At 34.3% G+C, this 14,605-nt stretch carries 10 protein-coding genes and 1 tRNA gene; 8 read left to right on the top strand and 3 right to left on the bottom strand.

The annotated features are described in order from the left end of the window. The first annotated feature begins 90 nt into the window (after positions 1 to 90). Together G7A72_RS10035 and G7A72_RS10030 are read left to right on the top strand one after the other, a co-directional pair. Positions 91 to 2,184, top strand: coding sequence for a DEAD/DEAH box helicase (locus G7A72_RS10035; protein WP_165152361.1), 2,094 nt, complete (start codon positions 91 to 93; stop codon positions 2,182 to 2,184). Then, the gene (locus tag G7A72_RS10030) at positions 2,184 to 2,849 is read left to right on the top strand and encodes a DUF2290 domain-containing protein (protein WP_165152360.1); all 666 of its coding nucleotides are present in this window, start codon (positions 2,184 to 2,186) and stop codon (positions 2,847 to 2,849) included. The genes G7A72_RS10035 and G7A72_RS10030 overlap by 1 nt, the downstream gene beginning before the upstream one ends. A 151-nt stretch (positions 2,850 to 3,000) precedes the next feature. Here the strand turns inward: G7A72_RS10030 and G7A72_RS10025 are convergent, their stop codons facing one another. Further along, positions 3,001 to 4,341: a hypothetical protein gene (locus G7A72_RS10025; RefSeq protein ID WP_165152359.1), complete on the bottom strand. Its 1,341-nt coding sequence runs from the start codon at positions 4,339 to 4,341 to the stop codon at positions 3,001 to 3,003. Between the two features lie 1,228 nt (positions 4,342 to 5,569). Here G7A72_RS10025 and G7A72_RS10020 point away from each other — a divergent pair. The 3 genes from G7A72_RS10020 (at position 5,570) to G7A72_RS16765 (ending at position 8,774) form a co-directional block, all read left to right on the top strand. Next, positions 5,570 to 6,247, top strand: a complete 678-nt coding sequence (locus G7A72_RS10020) for a recombinase family protein (protein ID WP_165152358.1) — start codon at positions 5,570 to 5,572, stop codon at positions 6,245 to 6,247. Between the two features lie 681 nt (positions 6,248 to 6,928). Further along, complete coding sequence (locus G7A72_RS10015) at positions 6,929 to 7,219, top strand: hypothetical protein (protein ID WP_165152357.1); 291 nt, start codon at positions 6,929 to 6,931, stop codon at positions 7,217 to 7,219. Next, complete coding sequence (locus tag G7A72_RS16765; RefSeq protein WP_371807568.1) at positions 7,212 to 8,774, top strand: recombinase family protein; 1,563 nt, start codon at positions 7,212 to 7,214, stop codon at positions 8,772 to 8,774. The genes G7A72_RS10015 and G7A72_RS16765 overlap by 8 nt, the downstream gene beginning before the upstream one ends. On the opposite strand, the gene G7A72_RS10005 is transcribed toward G7A72_RS16765, so the two are convergent. After that, positions 8,728 to 8,807: transfer RNA gene (locus G7A72_RS10005), tRNA-Leu, on the bottom strand. The genes G7A72_RS16765 and G7A72_RS10005 overlap by 47 nt on opposite strands. 290 nt (positions 8,808 to 9,097) lie before the next feature. Between G7A72_RS10005 and G7A72_RS10000 the strand changes: the two genes are divergently transcribed. From G7A72_RS10000 to pth, 3 genes are all read left to right on the top strand, one after another. After that, entirely contained in the window at positions 9,098 to 10,039 is a 942-nt protein-coding gene (locus G7A72_RS10000; protein WP_165152356.1) for a ribose-phosphate pyrophosphokinase, read from the top strand. Positions 10,040 to 10,082: 43 nt separating this feature from the next. Then, a complete protein-coding gene (locus tag G7A72_RS09995; RefSeq protein WP_073205004.1) occupies positions 10,083 to 10,694 on the top strand; it encodes a 50S ribosomal protein L25/general stress protein Ctc in 612 nt (203 codons plus the stop codon). A 287-nt stretch (positions 10,695 to 10,981) separates the two neighbouring features. Next, positions 10,982 to 11,656, top strand: a complete 675-nt coding sequence (gene pth / locus G7A72_RS09990; protein ID WP_113664564.1) for an aminoacyl-tRNA hydrolase — start codon at positions 10,982 to 10,984, stop codon at positions 11,654 to 11,656. Positions 11,657 to 11,710: 54 nt separating this feature from the next. Here the strand turns inward: pth and G7A72_RS09985 are convergent, their stop codons facing one another. Continuing rightward, positions 11,711 to 14,410 (bottom strand): reprolysin-like metallopeptidase, encoded by a 2,700-nt coding sequence (locus G7A72_RS09985; RefSeq protein WP_165152355.1) that lies wholly within the window; start codon positions 14,408 to 14,410, stop codon positions 11,711 to 11,713. Between the last annotated feature and the right edge of the window lie 195 nt (positions 14,411 to 14,605).

The following is a 14,605-nucleotide window of genomic DNA, read 5'->3' as shown; positions in this document are numbered from 1 at the left end:
TAATTTCCAAGTTTGATTAACTTTTGTCTTTATTAGCAGAAAATTTTTGCAATTGACTATATTTGTTTTCTTTTTTTAAATAATACTTCAATGGTTGATATAAAACACGGACAATCGAGTAATGCACCTGCTTCAACAGAAAGACTGGGGTCTTTTTTTAAGTCTCAGGTAGATTTAAATGGCAAACTATATATTGGTTATCCTATTCTATATACAGGGGGAGAAAGTATTACTCTCGATGCACTTTGGATTTCAAATGAGTATGGTATTATCGCTTTTGATTTAGTCGAAGGTACTCAAGCAGAAGATAGGACAGAGTATAGAGATGAGTTGTATTCTAAGCTATATTCTCTTTTACATCCATATAAGCAATTAAATATCGGAAGAAATTTGGCTGTAAATATTGAAGTAATTACTTACGCACCCGCTTGTTCAAATATAAAATTTGATTTAACGGCAACTGATTATGCAAGCTTAGTAAAAATAATTACAGAAAGAGATAATTGGGAACACCCAGAATTAATCATATCTGTAATATCCGTTTTGCAATCGATAGTAAAAATTAAAACTAATAGTGATAGGAGATATGTAAAACTGGAAAATTCTAGAGGTGCAATTATAAAACTTTTAGAAGAAACTATTGCAAATTTAGACAGTCAACAAGAGTCCGCAATAATTGAATATAAGGGAGGAATACAGAGAATAAGAGGTTTAGCAGGGTCAGGTAAAACGATTGTTTTAGCATTAAAAGCCGCATATTTACACGCTACAAATTCTGACTTAGATATTGTTGTTACATTTAACACAAGAGCGTTAAAAAATCAATTTATTGATTTAGTTGAATTGTTTTGTATTCAGAAAACGGGTAGAAAACCAAATTTTGACAAGATTAGAATTATGCAAGCATGGGGTAGCCCAAGTAGTACAGGAGTGTATTATGAGTTTTGCAAAACAAATGGAGTGATTTATCATGATTATCGAAGTATGATGGACAAAGACCATCCTTTTGATGCGGCTTGTAAAGAATCATTTGGAATGATAAAACAAACAATGATTAAGGAACTTTATGATGTAATATTAGTTGATGAAGCACAAGATTTATCTGAGAATTTTTTAAATATGGCATATACCATGTTAAGAAAAGACGCTAAGGGGAAAAAAAATCTAATTTATGCTTATGATGAATTGCAAAAGCTTAGTGTTGGCTATAGTTTAAGAAGTCCTAAATCAATGTTTGGTGTTGATGACATGAATGACATAATCTTAAAAAAGTGTTATCGAAATTCAAGACCTTTGTTAACGACTGCACATGCGCTAGGTTTTGGTATATATAGAGATAAAGGTTTAGTTCAGTTTTTTGACCAACCTGAATTGTGGGAAGATTTAGGATACCATACTAGTTCAGGTTCTTTACGAAAAGGAGATAATGTTGTTTTAAGTAGAAAAGATGAAGCTACTCATAAATTTATTGAAGATAATGTCAATATTGAAGACTTGATAATATTTAAATCTTTTCCTGATAAAGAAACTCAGGCTGAAAGAGTTGCTGAAGATATTATTAAAAATCTAACACAAGATGAATTATTATATAATGATATAATAGTCATTAATCCAATTGCATTGACAACAAAATCTGAAGTAAGTATAATAAGAGCAATTTTGTTTAAAAAAGGATTTAAAACTCATATTACTGGAGCATCGAATTCGGATGTTTTTTTTGAGACAAATTCGATTGCTTTTACTGGTATAAATAGGGCTAAAGGTAATGAAGTGCCAATGGTTTATATAATCAATGCTGATGAATGTTATTCGCATCCAATGCTAGCTGATAGAGATTTACAAAGAAGAAGAAATATTTTGTTTACCGCAATGACAAGAAGTAAGGCTTGGGTAAGGGTATATGGTTGTGGAAAAAGAATGGAAGCATTAATAAATGAATATGAAAGAGTTAAATCAAAAGAATTTGTTTTAGATTTCACTTATCCTTCACAGGAAGAGATTGACGATATGAATACTATTAGAAGAGACATATCAGATGATGAATTTGTGACAAATAAAAAAGAAATTGACCAACTTTCAGAGTTACTTCCTAGTATAATTCAAAAAATTGATAGTGGTGAAATGAGCATTGAAGATTATCCAGCTGAGATGCAACCGATTTTAAAACTTTTAATTTCTAAATAATGGCTAACCCAGTTAAAGAATATTATAAGTCCATATATCATATTACTGATAAATTAATTAAAGAAGGATTTGCAGTTTCTTTTAATTATCCTTCTCAAACATATAATTCAGTTAGTTGGTCTGGTAATAAAAATCTAACTCATGTATTGAAAGGACAACCTTATAAGGATGTTTATTATGAATGTCTTAATAATATGCAATACAATATTAAATTGCTTGACCATGCTCTCATACAGCTTTTTTATAAGTTTGATGGTTCATCCATAGTTTCATATCGTCTTGCTTATTTGCCACATCCAGAATTTGAAAATCTTCAACAAAATCCTGATGATTATGAGGATGTACATTATGGAAATACTCTTTTCAGTGAAATGTCGGATAAAATGATTATAACGACACCGATGAGGTTTGAATATGATGCAGATGTTAAAAAGTATGTTGAATTTGACCATCCTAAGTCGCATTTGACGCTAGGAAACTATAAAGATTGCAGAATTGCAATAAATAAGCCAATTTCTCCTAACAAGTTTATTTTATTTATTTTGAGAAGTTTCTATTTGGACAAGTTTAAAAAACACTTTAAAAATGAGGATTTTGATTGCAAATTTATTACACAGGAAAGTATTTCAATCAACGAAAAGAAGCAGTTTCATTTTAGTCATTAGTTTCGTAAATCATGATTATATTTGAATTTTTTCTATAATTTGTTAAATGGAAGAAATGGTTTTACGACAGACTTGGACTTGAAGTTGTCTTTATAAAATTAAAAAAATATCTGTTGATCCTGCGGAGCAGGATTAACAGATATTTGATTATTTAAGTTATTATTAAACTTTTTAGTTTTGAAATTATTGATTCTGTTATCGGTACTCCATCGTAATCATTATACTTTTGTTTAGTACTCTGTTTATTAAAATAATCCACAAGTTCTCCCATTTCTACGTTGGAACAGTCAATGCTAGAAATAATTTTCAACACATTTTCAACGTCATAGGATAGTTGTGCTAAAATATCATATAGGTTTACCATTTCATCCAGCGCATATTTTGGTAATTCCACCGCTACTGGTTCTGGAATCATTTCAATCAACTCCACATTCGTTTCCAAGGTCAATTCATCAATCTTAACACTGGTCTTAACACCATGCTCCAGAATAATCCTGTTCATGGTCTCGGCTACCAGTTCACTGTTCTTTTCCTCGCAAATAAGCGCATCATACACATACAGCACGTAAACTCCTTTAGCGTTCAAATCCCTGATTACTGAGCTCATGATACCCACCTCAACGGCAAACATCTTCTGAGAGGTAATCTTGTGACCATGTTCGCTTTTGTCTTTGTAAATCCTTGCCAGCATATCAGGTTGATTGTTGGAATAGTAGCCAAATAACGGAGACCTTCGCATGTCATCCCATTTTTTATTGAAAAAACTCAGGTGTTCAATCTTAACATTTTTGAGGTCAATGCCAGCCTTTTCCGCCACTAATCCGTGTGTGAGGTACGCCAACGAACCATCATACAGCTTAATGGCTATGTTTGGATGCAATGCGCTGTAATCACACTCGGTCAGCTTTATACCGTCAATGGTAATCTGCTCCCGTATCCATGCTGGCATAAGCGTGAAACTGTCCACCACACGACCGCCACTGTTCATATCTCCAGCACTTGGAATCATAAACCCTCGACCTGTCAGGAACTCAAATAGCTTGATATTATCCTCAACAAAACTTCTGTTATCAGCATCTAGCCAATAGTCATTTAGATGCTTGTTTCGCATGGTTAGGATTTTGCTCTTTTTAGTACAGCGACCATCTTTGGCTAGTTTTTTTCCAATAGCCAGCAGTTCTTCATTGGTTGGCAAGTCAATCTTTGGATACATCGCAATGAGATTGGAGCAGATTGGATTTGCGAAAGCTTCGCATAACTGCTCGTAATACATCTTGTTACGGTTGCCGATAATCCCTGTATCTTTGATGATATACTCAATAAGTCCCGCTTTTAGGTACGTATCAGTTATTCGGAACTTTTTGGAATATCCTCCTTTTTCGTAGCTGTCATTCACTTCGATAAACGCCCCAGTGTTTGTTCCGAATTTCAACACATCAATGATTTGAGTGTATATATAGGTATTGTCCTTAGATTTGGTTTGCTGGTGCAATATCTCTGAGCTTAACCGTTTCCATTTGTCATCGGTGTAGTACGTGCTGGCAAGGTTATAAAGGAACACCAGACACTTTTCAACTGCAATATCAATATTTGGGTCAATGGTTCTCAGCAGGTCTTTCGAGACGTATTTGCGTAGGTTGTACTCTGCTTTCTTTGGGATTAGGATGCTATTCACGTTTGGGAAACGCAGTGCTGATTCTGACAGCTTATAATCGTTTTGGAGCAATTCTAGGTCTCCAGTATCGCCAGTAAATGCGAAATCTTCATTTTTAAGGTTCATTTCGGTATTCTCTTATTCTCGTTCCATCACATAGGATGGATTATTGTCTCTTAGGTTTTACTTGGTAAGAGAAGCTGGGGCATGACTCCCAGCAACCAAGGATTTTAATGAGTGATTCTCTCAATATATTGCTTTCCTACAATATACCGAATTGTGCAAGCAAAGTCAAGCATTTAGGTCAACTATTTTTCAAAACACTTTAAATTAATTTTAACAACCATGTTTTTAAATAGCGCAAACTGAGCATACACCTATTTGAGTTATCATTCTCTAAAGTATTGATATTACTAGGATTTTAACCTTACTAATCAATAGTATTTTAAGTAACATATATGATAGAAGATTGAAGAGAGAGATTTAAACCTCAGCAACTGTTTAAACATTAATTATGTTCCGATTAGGCTACAGATGCTCCTGTAAACGCTAGGAAGCCTATCAAACGAGATTCCCTCCTCCCTTATAACATCCTCCCTCCCGTAACCCTTGTAAACACAGGCTTAGTTACCTGCCTCGATAATCTGAATAAGTACACTTTCCTATCTATAGCGATGGATATGTTCGTTCATTGCGCTATCCAAATCAAGAAAAAAATTTCTGAGAAAAAAATCAGATTCAATTTTAGCTGATATTTATAATAAAAGAGACCATGAGAATCAAAATAACCCTATCCCAACTAAAACAAGTACTTAAGACCCAAACCGTCAGATACCCGCTATCGTTCAAAGCGATGAACTTCACGGAAAAGGAACTTGCAGTGTTTTCAAAATTGATTCAATCCAAAGAATGAGGCTAACTACCTCGTTTTTTTGTGAGCTAAAGTGACCAAAAAAGCCGTGAGCCCAGGAAAACCAGGATTTCTCTTGTTTAATCCAAAATAGACCTGGACATTTGACGTGTAATAAATCACAAACGGACGTTTAAGATTTAAATCAACATCAAAATGAAAAAATTTGTAGCATATTATAGAGTCAGTAGAAAAGAGCAAGGAATATCGGGTTTAGGATTGTCAGCTCAAAAAAGTTCAGTTGAAAAATATGTAACCTCGCAGGATGGAACTATCGTAAAGAGTTTTACTGAGATTGAGACTGGTACTAATAAACGTGAACGCATCGAAATCCATAAAGCAATTCAACTGGCAAAAAACGAAGGAGCAATCCTAATTATTGCAAAATTAGACAGATTAGCTCGCAATGTGAGCTTTGTAAGTTCTTTGATGGATGCAGGTATTGAGTTTTTGGCGGTAGATATGCCCTCTGCCAACAATTTCACAATTCATATATTTTCAGCACTTGCTGAGCAGGAAGCAAAACTTATCAGCTCAAGAACCAAGCTTGCCCTTGCGGAACTTAAGAAAAAAGGAGTGAAATTAGGTAATCCGCAAAATCTAACCAGTGAGGCTAGAGCCAAGGGAGTTGATAAAATTAAAGAAAACGCCATAAACAATGACCGAAATCGACAAGCTCAATCAATAATCCTCAATTGCAAAGAGAAAGAAATGAGCTACAGACAAATTGCAGATTATCTTAATCAGCTCAATTTCAAAACCAGATATGGGAATAAATTTTATGCACCGACCGTACTTCAATTGTATAATAGAACTAACTTATTGACTACATAAATTGATTGAGTTATATACAAAAATAGAAAATATTAAAAACAAGAAATTACGTACTAATTATTAGTTAAATTGATTTATTTTTTCAATATTTTAAACAAGTTTAAAGCACTGAAAACAAGCTACATAAACTAATTTAACGCAAAATATCTTACTCCATATAACGTGATTAAGTTACCTAAAAAAGAATATCAAAAACATGTCATATCTTTGTGAAAGAAAATTAAAGGAATGGATTATTGCAAGAATCTTTTTCTTCATTCTGACAGCTAAAGAATGGAAACAGAGCAGGTTGTAAAGCTGAACAACCATGCTCTAAAAATCAAATGATATATTAGATTAACGATTTGGGTTAATACCCGAAGTGTATTCTTGTGCCCAAAATTTATGCTAAAGCATTTATTATATGGACTTGAATATAGTATGCATGCAATTTCTAAATCAAACTGGTTTAGGAGAGGTCGCTTTGTGACCTACAATAAAAAGAATTCCACCGTCAAAGTAAAGAATTGGAAAATGACGACAGAGTACCAACTTGTTAAGTATAACAGAATGCAAAAAAAAATTAAACAAAAAAGGAATAAAATACTCGGATGAAGAAATTGAACTAATCCGAAATGTGCTTTATAAATTGGCAGAAGTGTGCCAAATGAACAATAAATAAAAAATTTAAAAAAACAAGACATGATAATAAGAGACGAAGATATGAATGGTATGACATTACATAACTATATTGATAGAATAAAAATGAAGGGTACAGTATTGGTATCTGGGATACTTCAATTGCAAAATGACAAATATGCAGAAATTGCAATAATTAAATTCGAGGATAACTACTACGTTGGATGGGTGATTTTAGATACTTATATTGAACGTGTTTATGATGTTTACTTTGAGGTATTCCACAGATATAATGAAGCTTTAAGTTTTTATAATAGTTTGGGAGACCTATTAAACGGTACAAGATATGAATAGTACAAATGTTATCATCTATTGCCGTGTGAGTACGGATGAACAAGCACAAAAAGGGTTTAGTCTTGATTACCAAGAAGAAACCTTAAAACAATATTGTGAAAAAATGTCATACAATATCATAAAAATATATAGAGAAGACCACTCAGCTAAAAATTTCAACAGACCAGAATGGTCGAAGTTGAAAACATTTGCAAAAGCTAACAAAAAAGACATCTATAAAGTTTTGTTTGCAAAATGGGATAGGTTCTCTAGGAATACCGAGCAAGCTTTAACTGTTCTGAGAGAATTTGATTTAATTGGCATTGAGTTGAACGCTTCTGAACAATACTTAGGTATGACAAATCCAGATAATAAATTCATATTATCAATTTATCTGACAGCAGGAGAGGTTGAAAGGGATAAAATTAGTAGTCGAACCATTAGCGGAACTTACCAAGCCAAAAAGGAGGGGTATTTTACTGGTAAAGCACCTTATGGATATGATAATTTTCGAGATGAATTCAAAAAATCAACATTGAAACCTAACAAATATTCACATTTAGTCAAAAAGGCATTCGATGAGGTAGCCATGAATATAGAACCTGTTGAGGTTATTAGGAAAAGATTAAAAAATTCAGGAATGAAATTAGAAAAAAGTGCTTTTAACAAAATGCTAAAAAACGTTGTGTATGTTGGCAAAATAAAAGTTCCTGAGTATAAAAAAGAGTCTGCCATGCTTGTTGATGCTAAACATGAAGCTTTAGTAGATTTGGAGACTTTTAAAAAAGTTCAAGATGTTTTTAAAAGCAAAAGATGGCATGGAATCAAGCCAAATAATGAAAATTTAGATTTTCCGATGCGTGATTTTTTGACTTGTGAAATATGTGGGGGACAAATTACAGGAAGTAAATCTAAAGGAAGAGTTAAAAAATATGCATACTATCACTGTAGAAATACTTGTAAAACAAGAGTTCCTGTAGAAGATGCGCATATAAAAATCGCAAATATTCTTTTAGGTCTAAAAGTTAACCCCAATGTAAAAGAGATGTTTTCAGTGATTTTAAATGATTGTGAAGCAGAAATTAACGGTAATAGAGAAAACTCACTTAAAGCCAAAATTGAGCTTCAAAAGAGCCTAAAATCTAAAATCGAAGACACGGAAGACTTACTTATAAGTAAGGACATTAATAAAGAAAGATTTAATAGTATCATTGAACGTATCAATCTACAACTTAATGAAGTTAATAATGAAATTGAAATACTTAATACCAGAAAAGATTCAATCAAAACCTATGTTGATTCAGGACTTGAGTTACTTGTAAACCTAGACCAAATGTTTCTAAACAGTGATTACCATGGTAAAAGAATAGTAGCGGGTTCAATATTCAACCAAAAGTTAATTTTTGGAAATGATAATTGTCGAACCACTAAAGTGAATGAGGTAATTGAGGTTTTGACTAGGAATAGCAAAGGTTCGGGAGGTTATAAAAAAGGAAAAGCTGTCATTTCTGACAGCTTTTCCGCTAACGTACCCGGAGCCGGAGTCGAACCGGCACGGTTTCCCACAGGTGTTTGAGACCAGCGCGTCTACCAATTCCGCCATCCGGGCTTAGCAGACATGAAATAACGACAGTTATTTCAACGCAATAAAAGATGTGATTGTGTTTAAATCAACCATCAATTCCTTTAACACGGTGCAAATGTAAAAAATAATATTAAATGTTCAACTAAAAATACTTAATTTTTTCCTTTCAGAGTTGAATAAATTTTATAAATTTGCACCTCGTTAAAAACACAACACACAACTAACTACACCCGAGGCAAATACACACATAAGGCTTTAATCAAATGACAAAGCCGAACTGTATGGAACGCATCGGAATAAAAACAACAAATTAAATGTCACACCTAGAACCGGAAGCTAAAATTTTTGCTTGTTCACAAAGTGTCTATCTCGCAGAAAAAATAGCAAAACAATACGGAATCCCATTGGGAAAAATCACCATGTCAAAATACAGCGACGGTGAATTTCAGCCTTCTTATGAGGAGTCTATCAGAGGATTACGCGTATTTATCGTTTGCTCTACTTTTCCAACGGCAGATAATTTAATGGAAATGTTACTGATGATTGATGCTGCAAAACGCGCTTCGGCAAGACACATTACAGCAGTAATTCCTTACTTTGGTTGGGCAAGACAAGATAGAAAAGACAAGCCAAGAGTTCCGATAGGAGCTAAGCTAGTAGCTAATTTATTAGATGCAGCAGGCGCAACAAGAGTAATGACGATGGATTTGCACGCTGATCAAATTCAGGGATTCTTTGAAAAACCGGTAGATCACCTTTTTGCATCAACTATCTTTTTACCATATGTAAAAAGTTTAGGCTTAGACAATCTGACTATTGCTTCTCCAGATATGGGAGGTTCAAAAAGAGCATATGCGTATTCTAAATTTTTAGAATCAGATGTGGTGATTTGTTACAAACAAAGAAAAGAAGCCAACATTATCGATACCATGGAATTAATTGGTGAGGTAAAAGGTAGAAATGTAATCTTAGTAGATGACATGATTGATACCGGAGGCACTTTGGCGAAAGCCGCAGATTTAATGATCGAAAAAGGAGCATTGAGCGTAAGAGCAATTTGTACCCACGCGATTTTATCTGGTGATGCTTACGAAAAAATAGAGAATTCTAAATTATTAGAATTAATCGTTACCGATTCTATTCCGTTGAAGAAAGAATCAAACAAAATAAGAGTGTTGAGTTGTGCGCCACTTTTTGCTGAAGTTATGCACATGGTACATCATAACAATTCCATTAGTGGAAAGTTCATAATGTAACCCCAAACAAGTAATATTATTTAATAACTATATTTTTTTTACAATGAAATCGATTACAATTAAAGGATCAGAAAGAGAAAGCGTGGGTAAAGTTGCGACTAAAGCCCTACGTAATGCTGGATTGGTTCCTTGCGTATTATACGGAGGAAATCAGGCAGTTCATTTCTCAGCAGAAGTTATGGCTTTCAAAAACTTGGTTTACACTCCAAACGCTCACACAGTTGAGATCGATCTTGGAAAAGGAAAATCATTTAACGCTATTTTACAAGATATCCAGGTTCACCCAGTATCTGACAAGATTTTACACATTGACTTCTTTCAATTATTTGATGACAAAGAAATCACTATGGAAGTTCCTGTAAAAGTAGTTGGAACATCTAAAGGAGTTCTTGCTGGTGGTGTTTTACGTTTGAACACTCGTAAACTTAAAGTAAAAGCTTTACCAAAAAATCTTCCTGATTTTATTGAAGCTGACATTACTCCACTTGAAATGGGGAACAAATTGTACGTTACTAAATTAGTAAACGAAAACTACAAATTGATTCACCCTGACAACACTGTTGTTGCTCAAGTAAGAATCTCTCGTGCAGCTATGAAAGCAGCTCAAGAAGCAGCAAAAGCAGCGAAAGCTCCTGCAAAAGGAAAGAAAAAATAATATTTTTTCAATCATTCAAGAAAGCATCAGTTGTAAAACTGGTGCTTTTTTATGCGCATTACTTTTTTGTCATTGCGAGGAACAAAGCAATCTAATTATTCTATTTTAAATCATTAGGAGCACCATTACTCCTTTTCACAACAACGCTACTCCTGCTGTCCGCTGTATCCACGCAAAAAAGCTTGGGATGCCACTTCCATCAGGGCTATTAAGAACTATTTTATTTTCAATAACGATTTTCTAAAAATCTAATAGTCCAATATTCTAATTAAGTCTATTTTTGCACTATGATAAATTGGATTTCAAAATTATTCTCATCAACAAAAAAAGAGAATGATACAGATTGTATAAAACCAAAGGTTCACGAACACAAAAAAAACAATATAGAAAGCGTGAGTAATAAATTTTTAATAGTAGGACTCGGGAACATTGGCGCCGAATACGTAAACACAAGACACAACATTGGTTTTAAAATCGTGGATTTTCTGGCCCGTAAAGAAAGTGTTTCTTTCGAAACCGTAAAACTAGGCGCGCTAGCCCAATACAAATTCAAAGGAAGAACTTTTCTGCTTTTGAAACCCAACACTTATATGAATTTAAGCGGAAAAGCGGTTCAATATTGGATGGACAAAGAGAATATTCCGCTTGAAAACATTCTGGTTATTACAGATGATTTGAATCTGCCGTTTGGAACCATTCGCATCCGCCAAAAAGGAAGCGACGGCGGACACAACGGACTCAAAAACATAAATCTGGTGCTAAATACACAAAACTACGCCAGATTCCGTTTTGGCATCAGCGATGAATTCAAAAAAGGAAAACAAGTTGATTACGTCCTTGGCGACTGGGATGATGCTGAAAAAACGGCGCTTCCAGAACGACTGGAAGTAGGATCTGAGATTATAAAATCTTTTGGGACCGCAGGACTGGAAAACACTATGACCACCTTTAACGGGAAATAAAAAAAAGGGAAACGTTTCAAATAACGCTTCCCTTTTTTAATAATTCTATTTTGATTATTCAATCACAATCTTTCTGACCTCTTTTCGTTCTCCATCACTCACCGTCAATAAATAAACTCCTGCATAGACATTTTTCAATTGGATATTTTCATTAAAATTTGACTTGTTTTTAAAGTCATTTTCAAAAAGCTTTCTTCCTAATAAATCATAAACCATCACTTTTACTTCTGCATCGGATTTAGTGGTGAATTGAACATTAAAATTCCCTTTATTTGGATTAGGAAACACGACAAAATCATTGATTTCAAAGTCCGGCGTTGCTAAAGTATATGTTTTTGTACAAATTGCGATTGATGCAGAATCTATTGTGCCAACTTTACCTGTGTCTAAATCACGAACACGCAAAGTCCAATTTCCTTGCGGACTCAGCCCATTAAAGCTAGACAATAATTCAAAAGGCGCTACGGTTTGGGCAGTTTTCGCTGCACAATCAAGAGAAACTCCCAGATCATCATAATTCAACACTAAACTATTGCTTGTAGACCCACAACTTCTTTCAAACAACTTTACAACAGTACCTTGCGGATTTACCACTTCTATTTGCACATCGCTCAAATAAGTATGTGTAAAAGCAATAGCAAAATTCACATCAGAAATCACTTGAGCTGTAACTGGAACGGTCGCTGTTCTAGTGCGATAAGCTGTAGATTCCGGTATAGAAAACGGCGCTGCAAAAGCATACGTATTACAAGATGAAACAACGGAATACCCAATTGCAAAAGATTTACTGTTTACCGCATAATAAATATTTTCTGTTGGCTCAATTAGAATTCGGCAATCTTTAGCCGTTACATTTGGAACCGTAATAGTTTGTGAACCATCATTAGGCGTATTTGAAGCTAAAACTGTAGTAAAATTTAATCCTCCGTCAGTTGAAAGTTTGATATTCACATTCGCAGAACCGACTAGAGTGTTAGAATTATTTACGTTCCAAGTGACTGTTTGAGTCGATCCCTGCAACCAATCTGAATTTTCAGTGCTTTGTGATGTTACTTCAAATGGACCAGCTGCCCCACTTACGTTTACCATCATCACATCTGTATTTGTTTGCGCTGTTCCAAGAGCCGCATTGTCCCTGCCTGTTAAAGTAAACGAAAGTGTTCTTTCAATTGTAGAAACGGATTCCCAAGTCGTTGTTAATTCATTAGCCAAAACCGAACTTAAAGCAGGCATGTATCGAATTGGTGAACTACTTGGATAAAACGATCTAAAGTTAGGGCCATGTACTTTTGTAGGTGACGCAAAGCTAAAATTACCTTCTTCGCTAACCGCAGGATTTACAGTATTGATAGCGGTATCATTTTGCTCCCAACAATAGGTAATCACATCACCATTCAAATCAGAACCAGAACCTTTTAAGATAAATGCCGTCCCTTTAGGAATAGTATAATCTAAGCCTGCGCTGATTGTTGGAGGACTATTAGTGAGAACTTTACTTACAGGACATGTCTTAGTCGATAGATTATCTTGTATTTGCTTAATGCTTGCGTAGGCAAAATAATCATCTGAATTATTTTGAACATTATAACCCAAAGTAATTCCTGCATACGCCATGATAGTAGAACCGCTTCCTGGCTCCACATTTACGCCAGTATCCTCAATTTCGAAAGAAAACGTATGATTAGCTCCTAATTGATGTCCCATTTCATGCGCTACAAAATCAATATCGAAAGTATCTCCTTGAGGTACGGCATCACTTGGCGACGTATACGCACTTCCTTTTCCCGCGGGCTCAATATCAGAAGGATTTACACACACACAGCCTATACAACCAGCGTTTCCACCACCACCATCTGCGCCAAACAAATGACCAATATCATATCCGGCATCCGTTATTGTAGCGCTTAAATTTTCTTGTAATTCCAGGTTCCATGTACCCGCTGCTCCTTCTGCAGAATCTGAATACGGATCTGTAACGGCATCCGTATAAATTATAAGATTGTTATTTGTAATAATACTCAGTTTTATCGCTAAATCTTTATTAAAAATACCGTTAACCCTAGTCATAGTAGCATTCATGGCAGCCAAGGCATTTGCAACAGTCCCTCCATGAAATGCGGTATACTCACCGGTACAGGACAACGCTAATCTTAAAGTTTTAAAAACTTTAAGATTAGCAGCTATTTTGCCTGTCTTGTTTAAAAGTTCTTTATTCAAGGCGACATCTTCTGTTTTACAAGTGAAAGGCAAACTTCCGCGAACTCTGCTTTTGGAATCAAAAAGAACATAAACAGTATGATCTTTCGAATAAGGCTCGATAAATTCAGAGCCACTTTCCCCTCTAAGAATCATAGTCTGAATACCTTTTGGTGACAAACTAAAATACAAAGAAGCTTTTCGATCTGTAATTCCAATACCATTGTAGGCTCTTATATCAGGATTTTCTGCTTGCAACTCTGGTTCAAAATTAGAAGATTCCCAAACCCAAAATTTTTCTAAATCACCATTCATGTTGGGTATCGTAATTTCAATTCTGCTCTGCTTTGAAGTTTTATTTTGAAGTGTTTCCAAAGATTTTTTTATTGCAACTTCATTTAAATTAAACAACAACTGATTTTCAGTAACCGGTTTAACATTGATTCTATCATAAACTGCAACTTTATCCTGAACAATTCTCTTCCAAAAAGAGCCATCTTGGGCATGGATAGCAGAATTGGAAAAAATAATTATAAAAAATAGTATGATTCTATTCATAATATCATGATTTAACCATCAAAAATAAAGTATTTACAGTAATCGTTACTTCAATTATTTAATATTTTAAATCAAATTATGGAAAACTCAGCTGTTTTCTGTTTTTAAACCCCTTTTTTCATATTTTAATAAAAAATTATATTGAAATTCAATTAGCCATACCGCTACTTTTAAATAAGATACCTTAAATTTGCG

The organism is Flavobacterium sp. Sr18 (assembly GCF_011064265.1).
GTDB classification, from domain to species: Bacteria; Bacteroidota; Bacteroidia; order Flavobacteriales; family Flavobacteriaceae; genus Flavobacterium; species Flavobacterium petrolei.
This window is presented reverse-complemented; position numbering and strand designations above follow the sequence as displayed.